This window comes from Idiomarina abyssalis, from assembly GCF_019797805.1.
Lineage (GTDB): Bacteria > Pseudomonadota > Gammaproteobacteria > Enterobacterales > Alteromonadaceae > Idiomarina > Idiomarina abyssalis.
On sequence record NZ_CP081832.1, the window covers coordinates 1,179,725 to 1,204,502 of the forward strand.

The window sequence follows — 24,778 nt, forward strand, 5'->3', positions numbered from 1 at the left end:
GTTCTAAAACGATGCATAAACCACAAATTAAAATTCCCGCCACCTATATGCGTGGCGGGACCTCAAAAGGGGTTTTCTTTCGTCTGCAGGACTTACCCGAGCCGGCTCAACAGCCGGGCGCTGTGCGTGACGCTATATTGATGCGCGTAATCGGCAGTCCGGATCCTTATGCTAAGCATACGGACGGTATGGGTGGCGCAACGTCAAGTACCAGCAAAACCGTGATCGTATCGAAAAGTACTCAACCAGAGCACGATGTCGATTATCTTTTCGGTCAGGTGTCTATTGATAAGCCTTTTGTTGACTGGAGCGGTAACTGCGGCAATTTATCGTCAGCCGTAGGGCCTTTTGCTATTGCTAATGGTCTTGTCGATGCTGAGCGTATCCCTGAAAACGGTGTGTGCGAAGTCCGTATCTGGCAGGCCAATATTGGTAAAACCATTGTCAACAAAGTGCCTATGGTCAATGGTGAAGTGCAGGAAACCGGTGACTTTATTCTGGACGGTGTCACCTTTCCGGCGGCTGAAGTGCCGGTGGAGTTTATGGATCCATCAGCGGATGGTGAGTCCATGTTTCCGACCGGTAACCTTATTGATGATCTAGAGGTTCCTGGCATTGGCACATTAAAAGCAACGATGATCAACGCTGGTATTCCGACCATTTTCCTTAATGCAGAAGAAATTGGATACGACGGCACAGAGCTGCAGGAAGTCATTAACGGCAGTCCGGAAGCACTGGAACGCTTTGAAACCATTCGTGCCTATGGCGCGGTAAAAATGGGGCTAATTGGCAATGTTGCAGAAGCGGCAAACCGCCAACACACGCCAAAAGTTGCTTTTGTTGCAGCGCCGAAAGATTACACGGCATCCAGTGGTAAGGTCATTAAAGCCGATGACGTTGACTTGCTGGTAAGGGCGATGTCGATGGGAAAATTGCATCACGCCATGATGGGAACTGCTGCTGTTGCTATCGGAACTGCCGCGGCAATTCCTGGTACTACCGTAAACTTAGCTGCAGGTGGCAAAGACCGTACTATGGTGAACTTTGGTCACCCGTCGGGTACCTTGCAAGTCGGTGCTGAATGTAAACAAGTGAATGGTCAATGGACTGCTATTAAAGCCATTATGAGCCGCAGCGCGCGGGTCTTAATGGAAGGAAAGGTTCGCATTCCTGGTGACGTACTGTAAATGAAGGACGCCACGCAGGCCAAACTGCTCAAAGCCGCTATGATCACCGGCATCAGCCTAATATTATTAGGTCACGTGGTGTTGGTTGTTACCTTCGGCAATGATGACATTGGCTTTCGTGGGTATATTTTAGGGGCAGCGATGAACGCCATTGGCGTTATTTTATCGCTGCCTACTAAGATTTATCTCACTTTAGTGCTCATGGAAAAAGAAGAGCGCGACAATGAAAATACTCATTGGAGCGATAGAAACTCAGATTAATCAGCATAGCCCCAGGGTGTTGGTGGCGTATCAACGGTTTCTGTTAAGTCAAAATCAACCCGAAACTCTCTGCCTTCGCGAATTAAACGATAGGTAAATGTGTCATCGTGGATATACATTTGCCAAATGTTGGTATTCGACTGTGGTACTCCCAGTTCAATAAATAGTTCTTTTGAGTAAGCATCAGCAGGGAAAGATTGAGCTGTCGGGTGACCCTTATCAACAGTATGACCACCGTACATGGTTAAAGGATCATAGTTGCCATCTTGCTTGCGATGATCATGTTTAAGACTAATACCAGACCCTGTTTGTGTTAAAATCCAGGTGCGTGAATGGTTGTCCCCAACGTGAAACGGAATTTCAATTTTAGTATCACCGCACTTGCGCACATGCATAATCAACGGGCCTTCAAAGCCCTCACTTGCAGGGGTATCAACCGTTACTTCGCCAGCGTATGAGTTGCCACAGTGCTCGTTAATTGCCGCAAAAAACTCAGCCTGAGCTTGAGTACTAACGCGTGGAGCAGGCTTTACTACCTGGGCAGAACTGATAAAGGGTGCAAAGCTTGCGACGGCAATTGACGTAAGAAAAAGAATATTTTTCATTTTTAGACCATTGAATAATGTTTAATTTTTAATTATATGAGAAAGTAAAACCTGACATGAATCAAAGGCACATGCCAGTACTTTTACGTAAACTTATGATACCAAGCGCAGTAACTGAAGTCTCCGACCTGGAAAATATTCTCGATAACCTCGACGCTGTTGTATATGTCTCTGACACAGACACTCACGAGCTGCTATTCATGAACAAGTATGCGCTAAAGAATATTGGTGGCGTTAGCGAGTTTGACGAAGTGAGAGGTAAGCGTTGCTTTGAGGTTTTACAAAAAGGGCAAAGCAATCCTTGTGACTTTTGTACCAATCCGTTACTTCCGAAAAATGGCGATACCTACCTTTGGGAGTTTAAGAACACTCGTAATAATTGCTGGTATCAGTGTCGTGATCGCTTAATTCAATGGCATGACGGACGACAGGTTCGGTTAGAAGTGGCGGCGGATATTACCGAACGCAAACAGGTAGAAGTAGAGCTTCAGGAAGCCCAAAAAGAATTAAAAGTTCTCGCAGAAATCGATAGTTTGACTCAATTGTATAACCGCCGAGCATTCTTTATGTATGCCGACAAGTTACGAAAAAGTCTCTCTAAATCCTCCAGTCTGGGTTTAATGATTCTCGACTTAGACTACTTTAAAGACATCAATGACAACTACGGGCACGAAGCGGGCGACACGTTGCTTGCAGCCATTGGTCAGAAACTCAACTCGCTAGCTGATAGTAATACCGTAATAGGGCGTATGGGCGGTGAAGAGTTTGCTATTGTTTTTCATGAAACGGAAAAGCGGGAAAAACTGGATTTCGCAAACCAGGTCTATAAAGCAGTTAGCAACGTGAAAGCTCTCTATTTTAACGATCTTCTACATTGTACCACCAGTATTGGCGTATCATCACAGCCTGCGAGTACACCACTAAGAGATATCATGCGCGAGGCAGACAATGCCTTGTATAAAGCAAAATCTGCCGGGCGTTCGCAGGTTAACGTAGCTTAAGGCAGCCAAATATCCCCAATAGGCGTTTCAACTGAAAAGTGATGAGCAACTTGTGCTTGCAGAAGTTCACCGCAAGCTAAGGCGTCGGTCATGGCATCGTGCGGTGCATAGAAGGGCAGGTTATAGCGATCTCTGCTATCACTTAAACGAATAGACACCCGCTCTTTACCAGTTAACTTGTCCCATAAACTGCGTTTCTGGCGATGAAAGCGCGCTTCAATTTCCATTGTGTCGATAACCGGGAAATGAATGCTTTCTTTTAGGCGCTCTTTAAAGGCACCTTGTAGAAACGGGCGCTCTATACCGTTGTAATGCACCACCCAAACCTTTCCGGCTACGGCTTCTAATAAGGGCTCGATAATTTCGGAAAAATCGGGAGCTCTTTCAATGGCACTGTGTGTTATACCGTGAATGGTAATTGACTCATTGGTTAGTAGCCTTCGGGGCTTAACAATCCATTGTTTTGCCTGACTCATGTGGATTCGGTCAAGCGTCATGGGTATAACAGCAATGCTAATAATGCCGTGCTTATCGGGGTTCATACCGGTGGTTTCAAAGTCGACTGCGACCATAGGGACATGGCTAATAGGAGAGCTGCTACTAGCTATACCCGCCTCATAGTATTTTTTCAGGGCAGGGTATTTGGCTGTTTTGGCCAGCTCCTGAAAACGTTTTGGCCAGTCTATGGTGCTTTTCTGTTGTTTATTCTCAGCATCTGGTGGCAGATACAACATTATCAGCCCCCGGAATATTTATAACGCAGGTATTTCTGCGCGTTGCTAAGAATTTGAAAAGCGTCCTTTAGGTTTTTACGCTCAAAATCTGATAAGTCTTCCGGTGCGACATTGTTATCGGGGGGATCTCCGGCTTCTAATGCTAAAGCCTGGTGACGAATTCGCACCATAGAAATGAGTTCAAGCGCGTCGCGTAAATCAGGGCCGCGACCTTTCGGCAGAACGTTGGCCTCAATTATTTCCTCTAACCGCGCAAAGGAATTTTGCCGTTGCGCACCAATGGCCAGAGCATGTACCCGAATTAAGTCAGCAACCGGGCCGGTGCCACGACGCTTCGTATTAATACTGTCACGATGCTTGCCGTCTTTTTCCATCACAAAGTCTTTAAAAAAGCCTAACGGCGGTGTTCGATTCAATGCATTACGAGCCATAGAGCCTATGAATCGTTTGTTTTTTGGTGCCTTTTTGCGAATAAGTTGATTCAGCTCTTTAGCAAAACGGGTTTCACCACCTACACCGTCCAGATCAAAAAATATGGAGGACTGCAGTAACTTTTCGGGCGATGGGTTATCTATCCAGTCGCTAAAGTAATGCTTCCATTTAGAGAGAGGCTGCCGCCAGTTTGGGTTTGTTGCCATAATATCGCCAGTGCAGTAGGTATAACCGCAGGCATTCAGGCCATCGGAAACAAACTGCGCGATATTAAGAAAATATTCATCGTGTAGTTTGGGATCAAAACTGTCATCCAGCACCATGGCATTGTCCTGATCTGTTACAACGGTTTGTTCGTCGCGAGCCATGGAGCCCAGCGCCAGAAAGCAGTAAGGAACCGGCGGCGGTCCGTATTTTTCTTCGGCTAACTCTAATAGGCGCTGTTTGAAGCTGCGTCCAATAGTAGCCATGGCCGAGCCAATAATGCGTGAGTTGGCGTCTTCTTCCACCATACGCACAAAGCTTTTATGCACGTCAGGCACCAGCTGCGAGAGCTCTTCAATGCTGGTTTGCTTAAAAATGCTGGAAACAACATATAAGCTACTTTGCGATTCATGTCGTGCGACGTCAGACAAAGCAATAACGCCGACCACTTTCTGCTGACGTAGCACCGGTAAGTGATGCAGGTTGGTACGTAGCATGGTTAAAAACGCTTCAAAAACGCGGTTGTTATGCTGAATAAAAATCAAATTTTCAGACATGATGTCAGAGACCGGACTGGAAGCATCTCTGTCTACGGCGAGTACACGTTTACGCAAGTCTTTGTCGGTGATTATGCCAACAGGTTTGTCTTGTTTTTCGCCGTCGTAAATAAGCAATGACGATACTTTCTCATCGGTCATTAAACCAGCGGCTTCACGTATTGATGCGTTTTTGTCGATGGCCACAGGCTCGCGTGTAATTAACGTTTCGACGCGGGCTGACAATGTGCGGTTGCGGTTTTCGTGTTCTTTTACCGCATGGCTAACACGGCGTTGTTCTTCAACCTCCACCGCGTCGGCAAAAGAGTCGTATTCGTCATAAAAGCGATTAAAGAGCTCGCCCGGAATGTAGTAAAGTAATGTGTCTTCAATGGTTCTGACCGGAAAGCGGACACGGCCTTTACGAAGTAAACCTGCTTCACCGAAAAAACCACCTTCGTCCAGCCGGTTAAACAGCGAACCGTCTTTGTGGTAGGTCTCAATAGACCCACTTCTGACGACATGCAGAGAATCGATATGCTGATTAAACTCTAATATCTGAGTCTTTGCTTTGAAGTATGCTACTGACGTGTTCTTAGCGGCTAATTGAAGCTCTTCTTCCGGTAACTCATTAAATGGAGAATATTTGCGTAAGAAGTTCAGTATTTCGACGTGCTCAGCTTCCATATAAGCACCTTAGAAAGTGAGCGACACCCAGAGGTGTCGCTCGTGGTAGGTTATTTTGTGGTTTTACCAACTCTTGGTTCAGAGCGCAAGCCCTGAATGACTGCGACACACGCCGCCAGCAGAACAAGAGTGAAAGGTAAGCCAGCTGAAACGGCCATGGCTTGTAGTGCAACTAAACCACCGCCCAGTATCAGGGCAATTGCGACTAACCCTTCAAAGGTACACCAGAAGATACGCTGAGGTACTGGCGCTTCGACTTTACCGCCGGCACTGATGGTATCGATAACCAGTGAACCGGAATCAGAGGAGGTAATGAAGAAAACCATAACAAGGATAATCCCCACGAATGAGGTAATGCCTGTCCATGGTAAGCCATCTAACATCACAAACAGCTGTAATGATAAATCAACCTCCGCGACTTTCTCGGCCCCAGCTAAAAACTGTTCAATAGCTGCGGTACCAAATACACTCATCCAAAAAACACAGGCTATAGACGGTATTAGCAGCACTGAGATCAAGAATTCACGTACAGTACGCCCCCGTGAAACACGGGCAATGAACATCCCCACGAATGGTGACCATGCTATCCACCAGGCCCAGTAGAAAGACGTCCAGCCTTGAGAAAAGTTTAAGTCTTCACGACCAACTGGATTGGACAAGGCCGGTAAGTTTACAACGTAGTTATAGAGGTTATCGACAAAGCCAGTCAGAATCGCGACCGTCGGACCAACAATAATGACGAACAACATTAAAATCGCGGCTAATGTCATGTTGATTTGCGATAAACGCTGAACGCCAGACTCTAGTCCTGCAAGCACGGATACTAGTGCGACAGCGGTAATACCGATAACTAGCAGAACCTGTGTTGTGGTTCCCTCACTCCAGCCAAACAAGAAATTAAAGCCGGACGCTGCCTGGGAAGCACCCAAGCCAAGTGACGTTGCTAAGCCAAACAAGGTTGCCAGTATGGCTACAATATCGATGATATGACCTGGCCAGCCCCATACGCGCTCACCCAAAATAGGGTAGAAAATTGAGCGAATAGTAAGCGGTAACCCTTTGTTGAAAGAGAATAAAGCGAGCCCTAGCGCTAGTACCGCATAGATTGCCCATGGGTGCAGTGCCCAGTGGAAAATCGTAGCAGCCATGCCCAGCTTCATTGCCGCGGCTTCATCGCCACCGGCACCAGCAAGAGGTGCCCAGTCGGTGCGTATACCGTCGGCATTTGTTTCAGTACCAGCCAGGGCGGTACTGAAGTGGGTTATTGGCTCGGAAACACCATAAAACATGAGTCCGATACCCATACCGGCAGCGAATAGCATTGAAAACCAACCTAAATAAGAAAAATCGGGGCTGGCTTCGGTTCCCCCCAGACGGACATTACCGAGTGGAGAAAAGATGAGAAACAAACACAGGATTACAAATATATTGGCCGCTCCAATAAAGAACCAGTCAAGATTGGCTGTCAGCCAGTCTTTGGTGCTTGTAAATACAGGTTCAGCCTGATTTTGAAACATTAAGGTTATGAAGACAAAGGCAACAATTGCCAGTCCTGAAATGGCAAATACGCGATTATGAAAATCGAGACCAAAAGGCCCGAATTTCATCACAACGTTGTCTTGTCCTACTTGATAATCGGTATTGATTGGATTGACTTCACCATCAGGAATCATTGGGTCGTTAGCTTTACGCTCACGCTCGAGATCTTTATCTCCGCGGAGCACTTCTTCTTCTTTTTTGGACATTAGCTCTCCCCTTTATAGAAGTAGGCATTTTACCGCCTTGAATTTAAACATTTATTCTAAATTCATTACTAGAGTATAGAGAGCTACGCAGATTTCTCAAAGTTAGATCGATTTTTCGCTGTAAAAATAATAGATTAGAGAAATAAATTTAATTAGGAAGGATACTGACGTGCGCTGCATCGAGCCGCACGTCAGTGCTTAGGGGAACAATCCTGGTATTAAAAACTGTATCGGACTGTTGCCGCGACAGTATCAATGTCCTGGTCAATTTCATCGAGGTCGTAGAGTTTATAGCCAACCCCAAGAGACAGGTTTTCAGTCAAATGAAAGAACGCTGAAGCATCGTAACGAATGGCATTTTCATCATCAATGTCCAGGTAATCAGCTTTTACTGACAACTCAAGAAAATCTGTCAACATTGAGCGAACACCTAGTCCGGCACCGTATCCAGATTCATCAAATGACTCAGAGCCGATGTCGTCAACAGAGCCTACAAGTTCAAGCTTTTCGTAGGTGACGGTTGCAAAAATATCGGTGGACTCTGTGATGCCATGATTGAACCCGATGCCGGCGTTAAGCGAGTCTAAGTCGACATCCCCGAACTCCGATTCATCGCCAACAGAGTCGAAGTTAGCCAAGATAAAAATGGACTCATTCAGCGATAGTGACCCCGATACGGCATATCCGTCCATTGAGATATCTTCGTCAATGGGCGTTTCGATATCGGTGTCAATGTACGACGCCTGAAGTTTATTCCAGTTAGGAGAGTCCGCTAATGCGCTAGTTGAAGTTCCAATCAATGCAATTGCAATTAATGTTTTCTTCATAATACTTCCTTTGTTGAGAGTCGCTAAGCAGAGATAACCAATTGGCTATCCTGCGTTAAAAAATAGCGACACCAACGACAGGCAGCAATGAACTTTACGAAACCTTTAATCTAGGCGGTTCACCAGAGAAATGAGAGCGGCTTCCGCAACTCTTTTAATGTTATTTCGGTCTTCGCTGTCACTGACTTCATAGGTGACGGCGTGAGCGGCGAACTCATCAGCGATAAATTGTTTAAAAACACCGCTTTCGGGGTGGTCACCCGGTTGATATTCGAGTTCCACTGAATCGACCATTTCGGCTATTTCTTCAATCCAGTCATAAACTCGCTGTGGGTTTCTTAAAGGGACGCCACTTGGTGACTCATAGTCTTTAGGCATAGTGTAAAAGACATTACGGTGAGTGGAGTGAAAGTCTATCGCAAACTCTATTTGACCACCGTTTTCTACGAGCTTTTCAAGGTAGTTGGTTAAGGCTTGGGTTTCCGGAAGCGTTTGGTTGTTCCAGTCGCGGTTCATATCGATGCCAGCTGCCGTTAACCGCCAGTTGCCATGATAGACGCCGTCCGGGTTCATGTTAGGAACCAGTAATATATTGTACTTTTGACGAAACTTAACCACGTAAGCTTCGTCGCTGAATAAAAGCTCGCCAAAATGGAGCAGGGCAAGTGCACCAGTAACCTCTGGCGGGTGTTGTCGGCCAATAAGTATTATCCACTTGTCGCTGGATTTCACTTTGTGTTCTAAGGCCGCTAAGTTGCGGCCTTCACTAGAAACCCCCAGAGAAATAACTTCCGATTGTTGTGGCTCTTTAATTAAGCTACTAAGCCACTCAATGTAATGGACGTTATCGATGATCTCCTGCCCGGCGATAAGTTCTTTTGTTTGCGCCGATAGTGTCAGTTCAAACTGAAGCCAGCCATCACCTTCCGAAAAGGGAATGGGGTGCCACATATCGTCTCCTGCGCTGCGTTTAGGCTTATAACGAGATACCCCTTCACTGGCGACCAGTGTGATATCAATGGTTTGACTCTCTTCAGTAAGGTTCTCTACGGCAAAGGCATACCAAGGGCTCGGATTGATTTTTTCTCTTTCTGGTTCAAGGTACAGACTGTATTGATTGTCACCAGTTTTCTCACAATGGTGCAAACGACCAACAGCGAAGTTGGTTGTAAAGTCGACTTTCTCAAAAGAGCAGTCTTCCGGCCCTTTGTTCACTTCCTCAGGTTGTTGAAGCGATAACTGACTAAATAACGCGACACTGGTCAGTGAAAGCATCTATTCTCCAGATTAAGGCTGAGTTGTAATATTTTTTAAATAGAGTCATTAATATAGTTGACTCTGAGTTTTTTACTCTAGTTCTGTAAATCCCAGTTAAGACGAGAAAGTATTCAGGTATAGCAGGTAAGTTAAAAAATTTTATTACTAACATTTCTCTTCTATTTTTAATAAATACTGACTATCCGATTAGCTCAATCTATTTTTCGAATCTATCTGAGCCCCCCAAAACACCGCGTTTAGTCTATATTAATAGCGCACTTACTGTGTCTAACAAAAAGGGTAATTAATCATGTTTAATAAAACAGTACCTTTACTTTCTACTGTAGCGATTGCGATATCGCTTTCCGTGGGATCAGGTGTTGCCAATGCCCAGGAAAACTCATCTTACGAGATGAACTCTCCTGAGCCTAAGTCGAACGAGTTTTGGTGGCCAAATAAGCTCAATTTAGAGCCTCTACGTCAACACAGCCCGGAGTCAGACCCTTATGGCGATGATTTTGATTACGCTGAGGCTTTCAGTCAGCTTGATCTAGAGCAAGTCAAAAAAGACATTGAAGAATTAATGACATCGGATCAGGACTGGTGGCCGGCCGATTATGGGCATTATGGTCCTTTCTTTATTCGTATGGCCTGGCACGGAGCCGGAACTTATCGGGTTCAGGACGGCCGTGGTGGTGCCGCAGGCGCTCAGCAACGTTTTGAACCTTTGAACAGCTGGCCGGATAACGTCAGTCTGGATAAAGCGCGCCGCCTATTGTGGCCGGTTAAGCAGAAGTATGGAAAGAATATTTCCTGGGCTGATTTAATGGTGTTAACCGGTAACGTTGCGCTTGAATCGATGGGCTTTGAAACCTTCGGTTTTGCCGGTGGACGCGAAGATGCATGGGAACCCGACATTGTTTACTGGGGGCCTGAAAAAGAATGGTTAGGCGGTGGCGAACGTTACTCAGGTGATCGTGAACTTGAAAACCCTCTGGCAGCTGTTCAGATGGGCTTAATTTACGTTAACCCTGAAGGACCAAACGGTAAACCTGACCCGTTATTGGCAGCAAAAGATATACGCGACACCTTTGGCCGTATGGCAATGAACGACGAAGAAACGGTCGCCTTAATTGCCGGCGGACATACCTTTGGTAAGGCGCACGGCGCGCACAAGCCAGAAGACTGCTTAGGTGCAGAACCAGCAGCTGCGGGTGTAGAAGAGCAGGGGCTGGGCTGGAAAAACAAATGTGGCAAGGGCAATGCTGAAGACACCATCACCAGTGGTTTAGAAGGTGCGTGGTCAGTGAATCCAACCGCATGGACAACTCAGTACCTGGATAACTTGTTTGGTTTTGAGTGGGAACAGACAAAGAGTCCTGCAGGCGCTATTCAGTGGATCCCTGTTGACGGTCAGGCGTCAGCACTGGTGCCGGACGCGCACGTTGAAGGCAAACGTCATGCACCTATTATGTTTACGACGGACCTTTCGCTAAAAGAGGACCCTGAGTATCGTAAAATCGCTAAGCGCTTCCACGAAGACCCTAAAGAGTTTGAATTGGCCTTTGCCAAAGCCTGGTTCAAGCTGACGCACCGTGATATGGGTCCTAAGCAGCGTTATCTTGGCGATATGGCTCCGCAGGAAGATCTTCTATGGCAAGATCCTATCCCTGAAGTGGACTTTGAGCTGATTAACGATGGTGAAATTGAGCAGCTTAAAGCGGTAATTCTGAAGTCTGGTCTTTCTGTCCCTCAGTTAGTGCGCACAGCCTGGGCATCGGCATCAAGCTTCCGCGGTACTGACATGCGTGGTGGTGCTAATGGCGCTCGTATTGCATTAGAGCCTCAGGTGAGTTGGGAAGCGAATAACCCAACTGAACTTAAGAAAGCGCTAAATACATTGAAGGGTGTTCAGGAAGACTTTAATGATGAGTTATCAGGCGACAAGCAAGTGTCGTTAGCTGACGTTATTGTTCTTGGTGGTGCAGCGGCTATTGAAAAAGCAGCGAAAGACGCTGGCTATGATGTGACCGTTCCGTTTGAGCCGGGCCGCACTGACGCGTCTCAGGAAATGACCGACGTTAATTCGTTTTCTTTCCTTGAACCTAAAGCCGATGCCTTCCGCAACTATTATGCTGAAGGTAACCGAGTGCCGCCAGCTCAGCACATGGTCGATAAAGCTGACCAGTTAACCTTAACCGTACCGGAAATGACTGTATTAGTCGGTGGTTTGCGTACTTTAGATGCTAACTATGATGGCAGTGACCATGGTGTGTTTACTGACAAGCCGGGTACATTAAGTAATGACTTTTTCGTTAACCTGCTAAGCATGGATAACGAATGGAAGCAGTCATCGGACAATGAAGCTATCTACGAAGGTTACGACCGTAAAACCGGAGAACAGAAATATACAGCAACGCCGGTTGACCTGATTTTTGGTTCGAACTCTGAATTGCGTGCTGTTGCTGAAGTTTATGCAATGAGCGATGCAGACCAGAAGTTTGTCGGTGACTTTGTTCAGGCATGGACGAAAGTCATGCAGTTAGATCGTTTTGATCTGAAATAAAAGCTGAGCTCAGGAAACTAGAAGTGAAAACGGTGGCGGTAAAATGCCACCGTTTTTTTTATTTATTCTCTGAACTATTTAAAGCAGTTTTGCGCGAAACTTCTTACCCTTTATCTTATTGTTACCAATAAGACCTAAAGCGTGTTTTGCCAAACGAGAATGTACGGCAACAAAACCAAACGTATTTTCCAGCTTTATTTTTCCAATATCGTCTGCACTCAGAACATCGTCTCTGGTTAGTGCTCCGACAATGTCACCTGGTCTTAATTTATCTTTCTTTCCGCCGCTTATTTGCAGCGTTGTCATAGTCGCTTTCAGAGGTTTAATGCCAGGTAAGTTTGGTGCAGGTTGTACCTGAATGGGCTCGGCGAAAGTGTCTTCAAGCAGTCGCATTTTATAGTCGTCCTGTGCGGAAACTAAGGTTATAGCCATACCTTCTTTTCCGGCACGGCCGGTACGGCCTATACGGTGGGTATGGGTATCTAAATCGTGAGCCATATGAACATTAACAACCAAGTCGAGCTCAGCAATATCTAACCCGCGAGAGGCGACATCGGTTGCTACAAGTACCCGCACACTGCCGTTACTGAATTGTATAATTGCCTGATCACGGTCTTTTTGTTCAAGCTCTCCGTGCAAAGCTAACACGCTGAATTTGTTTGCCTGCAGCGTACTGAGTATGTCCTTAACTTCGTTCTTTGTGTTGCAAAAAACAAGACAGTTTTCTGGCTGGTGCTCCGTTAACACGCTCATAACCAGTTGTGCGCTGTCTTCGTTGTTCATTGCATAAAAGTGTTGTTTAATTCTGGGTCTTGCTGCTTCCTGAATCGCATTAATATTGGTCGCTTTGGTTGTTACCTGCTCAGCCAAAGCCGCGATATTCTTTGGATAAGTCGCACTAAATAACAGGGTTTGTCGCGCTTTAGGAATGTGCTTAACAATAGCGCTCAGGCTCTCCTGAAACCCCATCTCGAGCATACGGTCAGCCTCGTCCAGAACAAAGGTGTTCAGCGCGGACAAATCAACATTTCGTTGCTCAAGGTGGTCAAGTACACGCCCGGGAGTCCCAACCAGTACATGAGCGCCATGCTCAAGGGAACTGGTCTGGATGCGGCTTGGCTCTCCACCACATAGGGTTAATACTTTTATGTTCGTCATAGATTTAGCTAAGTTACGAACTTCTTCGGCAACTTGATGAGCTAATTCGCGTGTAGGGCAAAGCACTAACGCTTGTGGGGCAAAGCTTTTAGTATTTAACTTGGACAGCAGAGCCAGCGCAAAAGCCGTTGTTTTTCCTGAACCGGTATTGGCCCGTACAACCGCATCCGCATTATCCAGAATAACTGGTAAGCTTAATGACTGAACGGGTGTCATTTGTTCATAACCAATTTCATTCAGTCTGGAGATTAAGGCTGGCGCTAATTTTAGCTGATTAAATTGAGTAATTTCGGCTGTGTTTGCTGGAGTCTGGTCAGGCATTAAGAGGCTACTTTCGGTTTAAGTTTCTTGGTGTATTGTAACAGGCTTTGGACAAAAGGTAGTGCGATAATCCGTTTAATCAGAAGACTCTTTACCGGAATAAACACCCAAAGCAGTGACAGTGACAAGAATAAGCAGCATGCCTAATACTTGTGAGTAAGCCAGTATTTCACCTAAAACAATTACGCCGAAAAGCGAAGCCGTGACGGGCTCTATTGTGGCCACAATAGAGGCTAAGGCCGGTGGTGTTCTTCGTAAGCCAATAAGATACAGAATAAAGGATGCACCGCCGCCAAGCACCCCAATAATGGCAAATAGGGGCCAGTCGACCGAACCTGGCACCTGAGCTGCTTCTGCCGGATCTATCAGAACACCCAGCACCACAACAAGGGTTAAAAAAGCAATGCTAAGAATGGCCTGCGGGCTGCCGTGCTGAGTGGCGTATTTAAAGCCGAAGATAAAAAGAGCCAAGGACAGTCCTGAGAGTAACCCCGTTGCCACACCCAGCAGGGTAATGCTGTTCCCTTCCATTTGATAAACACGGGTCAGCAGCACAACACCCACCATAACTAACGCAATTGCTGCCCATTTTGCGAGCGTAGGGCTTTCCAGCTTGAGCGCAAAAGAAATGAGGTAAACAAATATTGGCGCGCAATACATAAGGGTTGCAGCAACCGCAACGTTGCTTTCGGAAATACTAAAGAAGTAAAAACCGAAGTTACCGGCTACACCCAGCCCTGCAATGACGGCCCATAGCCATAACCGACTATTGGCCAGACCGCTGTATCGAGGCCTCAGTGCCAGCCAAATAAGCACAAATACTAATCCAATTGCGCCGCGGTAGAAAGAGATTAACAGGGCATCCCAGTCGTTGTTAATGAGAATACCGGCAATTCCGCCCGACAAACCCCAGAAAAGCGCCGCTGACGCTACCAGTATGATGCCCGAATTAGTCATGCATGAGTCAACTTCTATGTGAAAAGTTTAACGTGCTGAAAGTATTGAATTTAGAAGACTTGAGAGGGATTTTCAAATGGTGCGTCCGAGTAGACTCGAACTACCGACCTCTGCCATGTCAAGGCAGCGCTCTAACCAACTGAGCTACGGACGCACATTTAGAAGTGTCGTTAAGACGGGCGGTATATTAGTGATTTGCGCTAACAGGTGCAAGTGATTTTTTATGAAACCCATTTGTTTGTCGAAATTCTATTCAATACAGAGCCAGAGGTGTTGCGCTTAAGTCCCGTTGAATTTGCTCAAATTTTCTTTTTCGGCTTCAATAAAAGGGGATAGGGGGAAATCGGCAAAGACTCAGGAGGTTTCATGTTAAATTTTTTACGAGTAATACGGGCGTTTGCCGGGCTTCTTTTTCTTGCCGGAATAGCGGGTATCATCGCGCAGCTTGGGTTTAATATTCTGCATGTGGATATTTTGATGCGTTCATCGGTCATCGTTATTATGGTTGGTACACTGTTTGCGGCTTTCTGGCTCTGGGTATTTCTTGGTTTACGCTACGTTATCAATGAAATTCATGAAAAAGAGCAAGGTAAGCCACACCCCAGTCTGACTAAAATATGGCATCTGTAAGCGTAAAGTCGGCGCCAGTAAATTGAGTCAGCTACGTTTAATCCAGGCCCGGCGTAAAGTCACAGGCACTGTAAAACCTCTGCCACGGGCGAACAAAATGCACTGATGCATCGGTGAGCTTTTTACTGAGCGTACCCAACTCTGCAATGTAGGTCTTTAACTCGGGCTGAGGTGCTATTCCTTCGAGACTTTCAAGAGTCATCAGTAAACGCTGATGCTGTTCGATAATTTCCGCTATGTCGCCTTGCATTTCTTCAATATAAATGGCGTTAAAAGCTTTTTTCAGCTCCAGAGCTTTATCGGGTACTTGGTCATTCTGGCAGTAAACTGATTGAGGAATCTCAGGCAGAAGCTCAGTCATTTTCTCCAATTTATAGGAGTAGTCCAGCATAGTGCGGTAAAGGTCGGGAAGGTAATTACTACGCTCTAAACGGCCAAGCATTTTTATGAGTTCTGCCGGGTCATCCGCTTTTTTTGTGTAGCTCCAGCGTTCCAGTATGCGGGTGAAACGTTCCAGTGCATTTACCGCGTAGTTGTATTCGGTAACGTGTATTTTGGGTAACGAATTATTTCCTACTGACAAAGCTTTTCTGAGCCCGTCGTCGCGGGCAAAGGCGTTCGCCAGGCTGTTCTTAAGCTGTGACTCTTTATGCGCCAGAGCTTCTTTTAATTTGTCTTTAACGCCGGTTGAATCAGGGTGTTCAATGCATTCATTGAGTGCCTGAATCATTGCCAGATCAGCATGGTAGCGGCTGAATCCATTTTTTAGCCTGCCCAGCGAGCTGTTGTTTTCGGCAATCAACTGACCTAATTGGCAATGATTAAGCTGCAGACTGTCCAGTAACCCCATGCTGGTTCGCTCAATATTAAGCGTTAAATCGCGTTTAGCAGGGTACTGCAGTTGAGGCTTAGGCGCCTGTATCGTTTGAGTAGGCAGGTTGAGTGTACTGTGAACTTGGTTATTCAGCTTATCGGCGTACTCTGTTAGTCCTGGATCATCTGAGCAGGCAGATAATCCTAAGACCACTAACACATAGCCAAAAGGCCTGAAAATCAGTACACTTCGCTTCATTATTTTATTCCTTGCAACAAGGTTTTATCGATGTTTACCGGTATTGTCCAAACCCAAGCTACGATATTTTCAGTCTCTGACCAAGGATCTTTTCGACACTTGGTCATTAAAACTGAACCTCAATTTCTACAAAACTTGGCCATTGGTGCAAGTATTGCGATAAATGGTTGCTGTTTAACTGTGGTTGAGTTTAACGATACCCAGGTGCACTTTGACGTTATTGATGAAACCTTGCGGTTAACGAACCTGGGGTTGTTAAGCGAGGGGGATACGGTGAACCTGGAGCGGTCGCTTAAAGTGGGTGATGAAATTGGCGGGCACGCGGTTTCCGGTCATATTCATTGTCAGGGCAAAGTGACTAAAATTGATACGTCCGGCAATAATGTCGCTATGTGGGTAGAACTCCCGGAGCAATACACGCCGTATTTGTTTGCCAAAGGGTTTATTGCAGTTAATGGAGCGAGTTTGACGGTAGGTCAGGTAGACGCAAATTACTTTAGTCTGCACTTAATTCCTGAAACGTTGCGCTTAACCAACTTAGAATCAACGCAGGTGGGTGACAGTTTGAACATTGAACTTGATCAGCAAACCATCACTATTGTTGAAACCGTTGAGCGGGTGCTGGCTAAACGTCAGTAAAACTGTTCGTCGTTGCCGTCTACTTTAACGCGCGCCTGTTGGTTAACTTCATCAACCTGTAACTGAACATGAATGAGGTCACCGCAGGCGGAACACTCTTCCTGATAGTCCTGATTTCCCTCCGATGCGTCAATATCCAAAAAAGTATTGTGACCACAGTGCGGGCATTTCACCGACACACTTTGTAAGTTTTCTTCGTTCATTGGTAACTCCTTTGCCGGGATGTCAGTGTTTATCCTCGCATCCTCAACGAAATAAGGTTCTACGTCTTACTATAGAAATAAAATACTGATTCCGCCCAATGAGATTAGGGCTCCGGCTATAGAACGTGGGGTAATTCGTTGTTTTTTCAGTAAAGATATCGGTATTAAAAAGAGTGGTGCGGTGGATAGCAAGGTTTGGGTAAGACCCGGGTTGATATTGGCGATTGAAATTTGCTGTAACCAAATAGCCAGAAATGTACCGAATACAATGGCGCCGAGCAGTGGCAACGGATTGATAGAGCGAACTTGTTTTATGATTGCGTTGTACGCGCCTCGCTTTGAAAGCCCGACAATTATGGCAAGCAACAAAGACCCTGCGGCAAGACGCACAAATGCCGCATCAATAGCGTTAACATTCGACTGCATTAGTACCGCAAAAGCCATGACTAACCCGGTGGCCTGACAGAGCGCCGCGCCGCAACCGAAAAAGATACCAGATAAAGAAAGCGCAGGTTGTTTGTCAGGGGCTTTTTCTGTAACGACCCACAGAACGCCGCTTAAGGTTATGACTGCACCGGTAATTTCAATGGTGGATAGACCGTCATTCAAGAATAACCAGGCCATGAATGCAGCCAGTGGCGGTGCCAGGTACTCCAGTAACATAGCGTGCCAGGGGCCTAAACGGCGCAGAGCGGCAAAATGACAACTGTCGCCAATGGTAATACCTATAATACCGCTTAGGGTAAGTAACCAAAGGCCGGAATTGAGTTCCAGCGAGTTACCTAGTAACAGGCTCACAATCAAAAGCAGGGGAGTTGCAATAACGCCTTTAACCAAATTCATTTGTAAGGGCGAGAAATGACTACCGGCGCGGTGATACAGCAGCGTGGCGACAGCCCAAAAACTGGCGGCTAATAAAGCGGCAAGTTGCCCGGTCAATTCTCCGGCAATGTCTGATGTCAAAACAGGCTCGGCGGTTGCTCAAATGTAAGCGGTCGATTATAGTAGCGTCTCGCGTTCGATGGTACCGAACGCAAAAAATTTCGTAGGTTTTTTCTATAGAACAGTTAAAACCAAAAATAGAGCACGTGGCACTTGGTAGGTGTCACCACTGGTTGGAAAGGAAGTTTCATGCCTGTAATTACTCTCCCTGACGGAAGTCAACGCGAATTCGATAAACCCGTAAGCATTATGGAAGTGGCTGCCGATATTGGCGCTGGCCTTGCTAAAGCAACGGTCGCTGGCCGTATTGACGGTGAGCTGGTTGATGCCTGTGAAGTCATCGAGCACGACGCTCGCATTGAAATTGTGACACCAAAAGATGACGACGGCGTACACATTATTCGTCACTCTTGTGCTCACTTAATGGGGCACGCGGTAAAACAGCTGTGGCCAGATGCGAAAATGGCTATTGGTCCGGTCATCGATAATGGCTTTTACTACGACATCGACGTTGATCACACTTTCACTCAGGAAGACCTGGAAAAGCTTGAAAAGCGGATGAAAGAACTGGCTAAGACGGAATATGCCGTTATTAAGAAAAAGGTCAGTTGGAAAGAAGCCCGTGAAACTTTCGTAGAACGCCATGAACCTTATAAAATAGAGATCCTGGACGAAGACATCCCAACCGATGCCAACCCGGGGCTTTATCATCACGAAGAATACGTCGACATGTGTCGTGGCCCTCATGTGCCAAACATGAAATTTTGCCAACATTTTAAAATTATGAAAATGGCCGGCGCATACTGGCGCGGTGACTCTGACAACAAAATGCTGCAGCGTATATACGGTACGGCCTGGGCAGATAAAAAACAGTTAAAAGCCTATTTACAGCGTTTAGAAGAAGCAGAAAAGCGCGACCACCGTAAAATTGCTAAAGCTCAGGATTTATTCCACTGGCAGGAAGAAGCGCCGGGTATGGTTTTCTGGCACCACAACGGCTGGACAATTTTCCGTGAGCTGGAAACTTACATTCGCGAGAAGATGCGCGAGTATGACTATCAGGAAGTCAAAGGTCCTATGATGATGGACCGGGTATTGTGGGAAAAATCGGGTCACTGGGAGAAATTCTCAGAACTGATGTTCACCACTTCATCGGAAAACCGCGAATACGCCGTTAAGCCAATGAACTGCCCGGGCCATGTTCAAATCTTTAATCAGGGCTTGAAATCTTACCGTGATTTGCCGTTACGCATGGCTGAGTTTGGTAGCTGTCACCGTAATGAACCTTCAGGTGCTTTGCACGGTCTGATGCGTGTTCGTGGTTTTACACAAGATGATGCGCACATTTTCTGTACTGAAGAGCAGGTTCAGGAAGAAGTCGCGGGTTGCATCAGAATGGTTTATGAAACCTACAAAACCTTTGGTTTCGAGAACATTGATGTGAAGCTTTCAACGCGCCCTGAAAAACGCTTAGGCGACGATGCTACCTGGGATCGTTCTGAAACAGCATTGGCTCAGGCTCTGAAGAATAATGACATCGATTTCTCTTATTTACCGGGTGAAGGGGCCTTTTATGGTCCGAAAATAGAATTTACTTTGTTCGATTGTCTGGGCAGAGCCTGGCAATGTGGTACAATACAGCTCGATTTTGCGTTGCCAGGGCGTTTAGGCGCTACTTACGTGGGCGAAGATAACGAGCGACATACGCCAGTTATGATTCACCGCGCTATTTTGGGCTCACTTGAACGCTTTATGGGTATTCTTATTGAAGAGTACGCAGGGCACTTCCCGTTGTGGTTGTCGCCAACGCAAGTTGTATTAATGAATATCACGGATAATCAAAGCGATTATGTGCGAAAAGTTGTCAAAACCCTGAACGAAAAGGGAATTCGTGCATCAGCCGACTTGAGAAATGAGAAGATAGGCTTTAAAATCCGTGAACACACATTAAAACGTGTTCCATATTTACTGGTTGTCGGCGACAAAGAAGTCGAAGCTGGTGAGGTTGCGGTACGTACACGTGGTGGTGAAGACTTGGGCAAATTCCCGTTAGAAGACTTCATTACTCGTGTAGAGGACGAAGTCCGTACTCGCAAAATTGATTAATTGTTTGGAGGAATAAACCATTAAAGGCGGAAAAAGAACTCAGAAAGCTGCAGATAAAAACCGTATCAACGAACAAATTACAGGCGTTGATGAAGTTCGCTTAATCGGAACCGATGGTGAACAAGCTGGTGTCGTCAGTATTAACGAGGCTCTTGATGCAGCAGCAGAAGCTGGTGTTGATTTGGTGGAGATGAGCCCTAACGCAGAACCACCAGTCTGCCGCCTGATGGATTACGGCAAGTTCCTCTTTGAAAAGAGTAAAGAACAGAAAGAGCAGAAGAAAAAACAGAAACAGATTCAGGTTAAGGAAGTTAAGTTCCGACCTGGTACTGATGAGGGCGACTACCAGGTAAAACTGCGCAACCTGCGTCGTTTCCTCGAGGGAGGTGACAAAACCAAAGTCACTATCCGTTTCCGTGGCCGGGAAATGGCACACCAAGAGTTGGGCATTGAATTGCTGAATCGCGTTAAAAACGATTTAGAAGAAATCTCAATTGTTGAGTCGTTCCCAAGACGTGCCGAAGGGCGCCAGATGATTATGGTCTTGGCACCCAACAAGAAGTGATCGTGGTTTACAAGTAGTCTGATTGTCAGGCTCACCCTTTCACACTTTTATCAACAATGCGGAGTTTAATTTCATGCCAAAAATGAAATCGAACAAAGGCGCTTCCAAGCGCTTTAAGAAGACTGCTTCTGGTGGTTTTAAGTGCAAGCAATCTCACTTGCGTCACATTCTGACTAAGAAGAGCCCTAAGCGTAAGCGTCAGCTTCGCGCGAAGAACATGGTCCATGAGGCCGACGTTCAATTAGTCGCTCGCATGTTACCGTACGCATAAGGGGAGATAGCAAATGGCACGAGTAAAACGTGGTGTAATCGCGAGAGCGCGTCACAAAAAAGTCCTGAAGCAGGCGAAAGGTTATTATGGTGCCCGTAGTCGCGTTTATCGCGTAGCGGTCCAGGCAGTAACTAAAGCAGGTCAATACGCATACCGTGACCGTCGCAACAAGAAACGTCAATTCCGTCAATTATGGATTGTTCGTATCAATGCTGCGGCTCGTCAAAACGGTCTGTCTTACAGCCGCTTTATCAATGGTCTGAAAAAAGCATCTATTGAAATCGATCGTAAAATCTTAGCCGATATCGCTGTTCATGATCAAAACGGTTTTGCCGCTTTGGTTGAGAAAGCAAAAGGCGCACTGTAATTATTCAAGACCTTTATTGGTTAGAATAAACAGATTCAGAAGGGAGCCAATTGGCTCCCTTTTTCATTGAAAATTCGCTATTATAGCGCCTTTATTATTTATCTTGTGTTGTTGAGGGATACGATGCAGCTAGAGCAAATTGTTGAGCAGGCTGAATCGGCCATTGCGGCCGCAGATTCACCGACTGCGTTAGACGAAGTCCGCGTCGAGTATATGGGCAAAAAAGGACAGCTTACCGAGCTTTTAAAAGGCTTGGGTAAGCTGGATCCGTCTGAACGTCGGGAAGCCGGACAGAAAATTAACGAAGCCAAACAGCAAGTTCAGACGAGTATCAATGCTCGTAAAGAACTATTGAAAGCGGCTGAGTTAGCACAAAAGCTGGAAGCGGAGCGGATAGACGTTACTCTGCCCGGACGGCATTCAGCAGTAGGTGGTGTGCATCCGGTTACTCAGACTATTCGTCGTATTGAACAGTTTTTCGGTGACTTAGGTTTTAGCGTAAAAGAAGGTCCGGAAGTAGAAGACGGTTTTCATAACTTCGATGCGCTGAATATTCCAGCGAATCATCCGGCTCGAGCTGATCACGATACGTTTTATTTCACTCCCTCAACAATGCTGCGTACACAAACCTCTGGTGTGCAAATTCGTACTATGGAGAATGAAAAACCTCCATTGCGTATCATTTCTCCGGGCCGTGTGTACCGGAACGATTACGATCAGACCCACACGCCAATGTTTCACCAGGTCGAAGGGTTAATGGTTGATACCGATGTCAGCTTTACGCAATTAAAAGGAATTTTAGAAGACTTCCTGAATCACTTTTTCGAAGAGTCGCTGACGGTGCGTTTCAGACCTTCGTACTTCCCGTTTACCGAACCTTCAGCAGAAGTTGATGTAATGGGTAAAGACGGTAAATGGCTAGAAGTTTTAGGTTGCGGCATGGTGCACCCAAACGTATTGAAGGCGGTAGGCATTGATTCGGAAAAGTACACCGGCTTTGCGTTTGGTATGGGCGTTGAGCGTCTTACCATGTTGCGCTACGGCGTGAATGACTTACGTGCGTTCTTCGAGAACGATCTGCGTTTCCTCAAACAATTCAACTAACGGGCAGTAAGCAATGAAATTCAGTGAACAATGGTTAAGGGAATGGGTTAACCCCGACATCAGCAGTCATGAATTGAGTGAACAGCTCAGCATGGCAGGTCTTGAAGTAGATGCTGTTGAGCCGGTTGCCGATGAATTCCATACTGTCGTCGTTGGTGAAGTGATTGAATGTGGTCCTCACCCGGACGCAGATAAACTACAAATTACCAAAGTTAACGTTGGCGAAAGCGAGCCTGTTGATATTGTTTGTGGTGCGCCGAACTGCCGCCAGGGCATTAAAGTTGCTGTCGCTAAAGTCGGTGCAGTTTTACCCGGCGACTTCAAAATCAAAAAAGCAAAACTGCGTGGTCAGCCATCAAACGGAATGCTGTGCTCATTTAAAGAGTTAGGTCTGATTGATGAACATGAAGGCATTATCGAGTTACCAACAGATGCTCCGGTAGGCGAAGATTATCGTAAGTACCTGCAGCTTGATGACAACAGCATCGATATTGACTTAACACCTAATCGTGGTGACTGCCTGAGTATTAGAGGTATAGCGCGTGAGGTGGGTGTGTTGAATCGTATGGATGTGTCAGCACCACAAAGCAGCGAAGTGAAAGCAACTATTGATGACGTACTAAGTATTACTTTGTCGGCTGCAGAGCAATGTCCGCGTTATTTAGGCCGGGTTGTTAAGGGTGTGGATTTAACGCGTCCAACGCCTGTCTGGATGACAGAGAAATTAAGACGTAGTGGTATTCGCAGCATTGATCCGGTCGTTGATATCACTAACTACGTGTTGCTAGAGCTGGGCCACCCAATGCATGCGTTCGACTTAGATGCGTTAGAGGGCGACATAACGGTTCGTTTAGCCCAGCCTAAAGAACAGCTTACTTTGCTTGATGATCAAGAAGTTGAGTTGGATGAGGATACCTTGGTTATTGCCGATGATAACAAAGCATTAGCAATGGCTGGTGTTTACGGTGGTAAGAACAGCGGTGTTACTGAAAACAGCCAGAACATCTTTCTGGAAAGTGCGTTCTTCGCACCGGATGCTATTTTAGGAAAAGCCCGCCGTTATGGTTTGCATACCGACGCTTCGCATCGTTACGAGCGCGGCGTAGACCCTCAGTTGCAGCGCGCTGCTATGGAGAGAGCCACAGAATTATTGTTGGCAATTTGCGGTGGTGAAGCGGGGCCGGTAACCGAAGCGGTGTCAGAAGAGTTTTTACCACAACGCTCGGATATCACACTAAGAATTAGCCGCTTAGCAAAAGTGTTAGGCGTTAGCATTGCTGACGACAGCGTTACCGAAATTTTAGAGCGTTTAGGCTTTGATGTTTCATTTGACGGCCAGCAATGGCAAGTCGGTATTCCTTCATACCGCTTTGACTTGAGTATAGAAGAAGACTTGATTGAAGAAGTTGCCCGTATCTACGGTTACAACTCAATTCAGGCAGCGCCTCCTGCAGCTCAACTGCGCATGACAGAGCGTAAAGAAGGCGAGCTTAGTACTCACAAACTGATTGATGCTATGGTCTGCCGTGGTTATCAGGAAGCAATAACTTACAGCTTTGTTGATCCTAAACACCAGGCGTTAATGTTTGATGAAACTGCAGCACTGACCTTGCCACACCCAATTTCAGTGGATATGTCTTCTATGCGTGTGAGCTTGTGGCCGGGCTTAGTCGGCGCGGTTGCTCATAACCAGAAGCGTCAACAGGCTGTTTTAGCTTTTGTTGAAACGGGATTACGTTTTATCCCCGATGAGTCGGCAGAAAATGGCGTTCGTCAGGAAGCGGTAATCAGCGGTATACGGTCTGGTAAAGCGCATTCAGAGCATTGGTCTGAAGGTGATCGTAGCGTTGACTTTTATGACGTGAAAGGGGATGTCGAAGCCCTGTTAGCTCAAACGGGTAATTCAGCTGAATTTCGGTTTGTTGCGTCGCAAAACCCGGCTTTGCATCCGGGGCAGTCGGCGGCTATTTACCATGGCTCTGAAAAAGTTGGTGACATCGGTGCTTTACATCCGAAGTTTGATAAGGCTCTCGGTCTTAATCAACGCACCTTTGTTTTCGAGTTGTCGTTATCAGCCGTGACTCAACGACCTTTACCGTTGGCAAAGCCCGTCTCTCGCTATCCATCCATTCGCAGGGACCTTGCTGTCGTCGTTGATAAGCAGATTGCGGCGGGTGAGCTGATAGCTGCGATGGAAAATGTTGGCGTAAAACAGTTAGTTGACCTAAACTTGTTTGATGTTTATGTCGGCGATGGTGTACCAGAAGGTAAGCAGAGCTTGGCACTGTCTGTGACATTACAAGACAGCGACAAGACGCTTGAAGAAGCCGAAGTCACTGAGCTTATGACGAAATTTATTGAGACATTAAAGAGTGAGTTTAATGCAACATTGAGGGATTAA

The 24,778-nt window shown here is 46.3% G+C and carries 23 protein-coding genes and 1 tRNA gene; 12 read left to right on the forward strand and 12 right to left on the reverse strand.

Annotated features, from left to right (window positions below):
* Positions 1-11 precede the first annotated feature (11 nt).
* Together prpF and K5X84_RS05565 are read left to right on the forward strand one after the other, a co-directional pair.
* Positions 12-1,187, forward strand: a complete 1,176-nt coding sequence (prpF, locus tag K5X84_RS05560) for a 2-methylaconitate cis-trans isomerase PrpF (protein WP_222236894.1) — start codon at positions 12-14, stop codon at positions 1,185-1,187.
* Positions 1,188-1,448: a hypothetical protein gene (locus K5X84_RS05565; RefSeq protein WP_222236895.1), complete on the forward strand. Its 261-nt coding sequence runs from the start codon at positions 1,188-1,190 to the stop codon at positions 1,446-1,448.
* Here K5X84_RS05565 and K5X84_RS05570 read toward each other — a convergent pair.
* The gene (locus K5X84_RS05570; protein ID WP_222236896.1) at positions 1,445-2,053 is read right to left on the reverse strand and encodes a hypothetical protein; all 609 of its coding nucleotides are present in this window, start codon (positions 2,051-2,053) and stop codon (positions 1,445-1,447) included. The genes K5X84_RS05565 and K5X84_RS05570 overlap by 4 nt on opposite strands.
* Positions 2,054-2,109: 56 nt before the next feature.
* Between K5X84_RS05570 and K5X84_RS05575 the strand changes: the two genes are divergently transcribed.
* Positions 2,110-3,054, forward strand: coding sequence for a sensor domain-containing diguanylate cyclase (locus K5X84_RS05575; protein WP_222236897.1), 945 nt, complete (start codon positions 2,110-2,112; stop codon positions 3,052-3,054).
* Here K5X84_RS05575 and K5X84_RS05580 read toward each other — a convergent pair.
* The 5 genes from K5X84_RS05580 to K5X84_RS05600 form a co-directional block, all read right to left on the reverse strand.
* Positions 3,051-3,788, reverse strand: a complete 738-nt coding sequence (locus tag K5X84_RS05580) for a 3'-5' exonuclease (protein WP_222236898.1) — start codon at positions 3,786-3,788, stop codon at positions 3,051-3,053. The two genes, K5X84_RS05575 and K5X84_RS05580, sit on opposite strands and share 4 nt — an antisense overlap.
* A gap of 2 nt (positions 3,789-3,790) precedes the next feature.
* Complete coding sequence (locus tag K5X84_RS05585; protein ID WP_222236899.1) at positions 3,791-5,647, reverse strand: DUF294 nucleotidyltransferase-like domain-containing protein; 1,857 nt, start codon at positions 5,645-5,647, stop codon at positions 3,791-3,793.
* 50 nt (positions 5,648-5,697) lie between these two features.
* Positions 5,698-7,392, reverse strand: coding sequence for a BCCT family transporter (locus tag K5X84_RS05590; RefSeq protein WP_222236900.1), 1,695 nt, complete (start codon positions 7,390-7,392; stop codon positions 5,698-5,700).
* 218 nt (positions 7,393-7,610) lie between these two features.
* Positions 7,611-8,219: an outer membrane protein gene (locus tag K5X84_RS05595; protein WP_054487537.1), complete on the reverse strand. Its 609-nt coding sequence runs from the start codon at positions 8,217-8,219 to the stop codon at positions 7,611-7,613.
* Between the two features lie 105 nt (positions 8,220-8,324).
* The gene (locus K5X84_RS05600) at positions 8,325-9,494 is read right to left on the reverse strand and encodes a M14 family metallopeptidase (RefSeq protein ID WP_222236901.1); all 1,170 of its coding nucleotides are present in this window, start codon (positions 9,492-9,494) and stop codon (positions 8,325-8,327) included.
* A gap of 292 nt (positions 9,495-9,786) precedes the next feature.
* On the opposite strand from K5X84_RS05600, the gene katG reads away from it, so the two are divergent.
* Positions 9,787-12,042, forward strand: coding sequence for a catalase/peroxidase HPI (gene katG, locus K5X84_RS05605; RefSeq protein ID WP_222236902.1), 2,256 nt, complete (start codon positions 9,787-9,789; stop codon positions 12,040-12,042).
* Positions 12,043-12,120: 78 nt separating this feature from the next.
* Here katG and dbpA read toward each other — a convergent pair whose 3' ends face one another.
* The 3 genes from dbpA to K5X84_RS05620 form a co-directional block, all read right to left on the reverse strand.
* Positions 12,121-13,521 (reverse strand): ATP-dependent RNA helicase DbpA, encoded by a 1,401-nt coding sequence (gene dbpA / locus K5X84_RS05610; protein WP_222236903.1) that lies wholly within the window; start codon positions 13,519-13,521, stop codon positions 12,121-12,123.
* Positions 13,522-13,596: 75 nt separating this feature from the next.
* A complete protein-coding gene (locus K5X84_RS05615; protein ID WP_222236904.1) occupies positions 13,597-14,478 on the reverse strand; it encodes a DMT family transporter in 882 nt (293 codons plus the stop codon).
* 77 nt (positions 14,479-14,555) lie between these two features.
* A tRNA-Val gene (locus K5X84_RS05620) sits at positions 14,556-14,632 on the reverse strand.
* Positions 14,633-14,844: 212 nt separating this feature from the next.
* On the opposite strand from K5X84_RS05620, the gene K5X84_RS05625 reads away from it, so the two are divergent.
* Positions 14,845-15,108, forward strand: coding sequence for a hypothetical protein (locus K5X84_RS05625; protein ID WP_054487548.1), 264 nt, complete (start codon positions 14,845-14,847; stop codon positions 15,106-15,108).
* Between the two features lie 37 nt (positions 15,109-15,145).
* Here the strand turns inward: K5X84_RS05625 and K5X84_RS05630 are convergent, their stop codons facing one another.
* A complete protein-coding gene (locus K5X84_RS05630) occupies positions 15,146-16,180 on the reverse strand; it encodes a DUF3080 domain-containing protein (RefSeq protein ID WP_222236905.1) in 1,035 nt (344 codons plus the stop codon).
* A 30-nt stretch (positions 16,181-16,210) separates the two neighbouring features.
* Between K5X84_RS05630 and K5X84_RS05635 the strand changes: the two genes are divergently transcribed.
* On the forward strand, positions 16,211-16,819 hold the full coding sequence (locus tag K5X84_RS05635) for a riboflavin synthase (RefSeq protein ID WP_054487552.1): 609 nt from the start codon (positions 16,211-16,213) through the stop codon (positions 16,817-16,819).
* Here the strand turns inward: K5X84_RS05635 and K5X84_RS05640 are convergent.
* Positions 16,813-17,022, reverse strand: coding sequence for a CPXCG motif-containing cysteine-rich protein (locus K5X84_RS05640; protein ID WP_054487553.1), 210 nt, complete (start codon positions 17,020-17,022; stop codon positions 16,813-16,815). The two genes, K5X84_RS05635 and K5X84_RS05640, sit on opposite strands and share 7 nt — an antisense overlap.
* Before the next feature lie 69 nt (positions 17,023-17,091).
* Entirely contained in the window at positions 17,092-17,985 is an 894-nt protein-coding gene (locus K5X84_RS05645; protein WP_222236906.1) for a DMT family transporter, read from the reverse strand.
* Between the two features lie 168 nt (positions 17,986-18,153).
* Here K5X84_RS05645 and thrS point away from each other — a divergent pair, with 168 nt between their 5' ends.
* The 6 genes from thrS to pheT all read left to right on the forward strand — a co-directional run bounded on the left by thrS (position 18,154) and on the right by pheT (position 24,778).
* Positions 18,154-20,070, forward strand: coding sequence for a threonine--tRNA ligase (gene thrS, locus K5X84_RS05650; protein WP_054487558.1), 1,917 nt, complete (start codon positions 18,154-18,156; stop codon positions 20,068-20,070).
* A gap of 19 nt (positions 20,071-20,089) precedes the next feature.
* Entirely contained in the window at positions 20,090-20,635 is a 546-nt protein-coding gene (gene infC, locus K5X84_RS05655) for a translation initiation factor IF-3 (protein WP_011234644.1), read from the forward strand.
* Positions 20,636-20,708: 73 nt separating this feature from the next.
* On the forward strand, positions 20,709-20,906 hold the full coding sequence (gene rpmI, locus K5X84_RS05660) for a 50S ribosomal protein L35 (protein ID WP_054487561.1): 198 nt from the start codon (positions 20,709-20,711) through the stop codon (positions 20,904-20,906).
* Between the two features lie 13 nt (positions 20,907-20,919).
* Positions 20,920-21,273, forward strand: a complete 354-nt coding sequence (gene rplT, locus K5X84_RS05665) for a 50S ribosomal protein L20 (RefSeq protein ID WP_011234642.1) — start codon at positions 20,920-20,922, stop codon at positions 21,271-21,273.
* Between the two features lie 123 nt (positions 21,274-21,396).
* The gene (pheS, locus tag K5X84_RS05670) at positions 21,397-22,377 is read left to right on the forward strand and encodes a phenylalanine--tRNA ligase subunit alpha (RefSeq protein WP_011234641.1); all 981 of its coding nucleotides are present in this window, start codon (positions 21,397-21,399) and stop codon (positions 22,375-22,377) included.
* 13 nt (positions 22,378-22,390) lie between these two features.
* Positions 22,391-24,778, forward strand: a complete 2,388-nt coding sequence (pheT, locus tag K5X84_RS05675; protein WP_222236907.1) for a phenylalanine--tRNA ligase subunit beta — start codon at positions 22,391-22,393, stop codon at positions 24,776-24,778.

What these genes read in the sequence shown, in the direction of transcription:
- prpF (WP_222236894.1), top strand. Translation starts at nt 12, where the DNA reads ATGCATAAACCACAAATTAAAATTCCCGCCACCTATATGCGTGGCGGG.
- K5X84_RS05565 (WP_222236895.1), top strand. Translation starts at nt 1,188, where the DNA reads ATGAAGGACGCCACGCAGGCCAAACTGCTCAAAGCCGCTATGATCACC.
- K5X84_RS05570 (WP_222236896.1), bottom strand. Translation starts at nt 2,053, where the DNA reads ATGAAAAATATTCTTTTTCTTACGTCAATTGCCGTCGCAAGCTTTGCA.
- K5X84_RS05575 (WP_222236897.1), top strand. Translation starts at nt 2,110, where the DNA reads ATGAATCAAAGGCACATGCCAGTACTTTTACGTAAACTTATGATACCA.
- K5X84_RS05580 (WP_222236898.1), bottom strand. Translation starts at nt 3,788, where the DNA reads ATGTTGTATCTGCCACCAGATGCTGAGAATAAACAACAGAAAAGCACC.
- K5X84_RS05585 (WP_222236899.1), bottom strand. Translation starts at nt 5,647, where the DNA reads ATGGAAGCTGAGCACGTCGAAATACTGAACTTCTTACGCAAATATTCT.
- K5X84_RS05590 (WP_222236900.1), bottom strand. Translation starts at nt 7,392, where the DNA reads ATGTCCAAAAAAGAAGAAGAAGTGCTCCGCGGAGATAAAGATCTCGAG.
- K5X84_RS05595 (WP_054487537.1), bottom strand. Translation starts at nt 8,219, where the DNA reads ATGAAGAAAACATTAATTGCAATTGCATTGATTGGAACTTCAACTAGC.
- K5X84_RS05600 (WP_222236901.1), bottom strand. Translation starts at nt 9,494, where the DNA reads ATGCTTTCACTGACCAGTGTCGCGTTATTTAGTCAGTTATCGCTTCAA.
- katG (WP_222236902.1), top strand. Translation starts at nt 9,787, where the DNA reads ATGTTTAATAAAACAGTACCTTTACTTTCTACTGTAGCGATTGCGATA.
- dbpA (WP_222236903.1), bottom strand. Translation starts at nt 13,521, where the DNA reads ATGCCTGACCAGACTCCAGCAAACACAGCCGAAATTACTCAATTTAAT.
- K5X84_RS05615 (WP_222236904.1), bottom strand. Translation starts at nt 14,478, where the DNA reads ATGACTAATTCGGGCATCATACTGGTAGCGTCAGCGGCGCTTTTCTGG.
- K5X84_RS05625 (WP_054487548.1), top strand. Translation starts at nt 14,845, where the DNA reads ATGTTAAATTTTTTACGAGTAATACGGGCGTTTGCCGGGCTTCTTTTT.
- K5X84_RS05630 (WP_222236905.1), bottom strand. Translation starts at nt 16,180, where the DNA reads ATGAAGCGAAGTGTACTGATTTTCAGGCCTTTTGGCTATGTGTTAGTG.
- K5X84_RS05635 (WP_054487552.1), top strand. Translation starts at nt 16,211, where the DNA reads ATGTTTACCGGTATTGTCCAAACCCAAGCTACGATATTTTCAGTCTCT.
- K5X84_RS05640 (WP_054487553.1), bottom strand. Translation starts at nt 17,022, where the DNA reads ATGAACGAAGAAAACTTACAAAGTGTGTCGGTGAAATGCCCGCACTGT.
- thrS (WP_054487558.1), top strand. Translation starts at nt 18,154, where the DNA reads ATGCCTGTAATTACTCTCCCTGACGGAAGTCAACGCGAATTCGATAAA.
- rpmI (WP_054487561.1), top strand. Translation starts at nt 20,709, where the DNA reads ATGCCAAAAATGAAATCGAACAAAGGCGCTTCCAAGCGCTTTAAGAAG.
- rplT (WP_011234642.1), top strand. Translation starts at nt 20,920, where the DNA reads ATGGCACGAGTAAAACGTGGTGTAATCGCGAGAGCGCGTCACAAAAAA.
- pheS (WP_011234641.1), top strand. Translation starts at nt 21,397, where the DNA reads ATGCAGCTAGAGCAAATTGTTGAGCAGGCTGAATCGGCCATTGCGGCC.
- pheT (WP_222236907.1), top strand. Translation starts at nt 22,391, where the DNA reads ATGAAATTCAGTGAACAATGGTTAAGGGAATGGGTTAACCCCGACATC.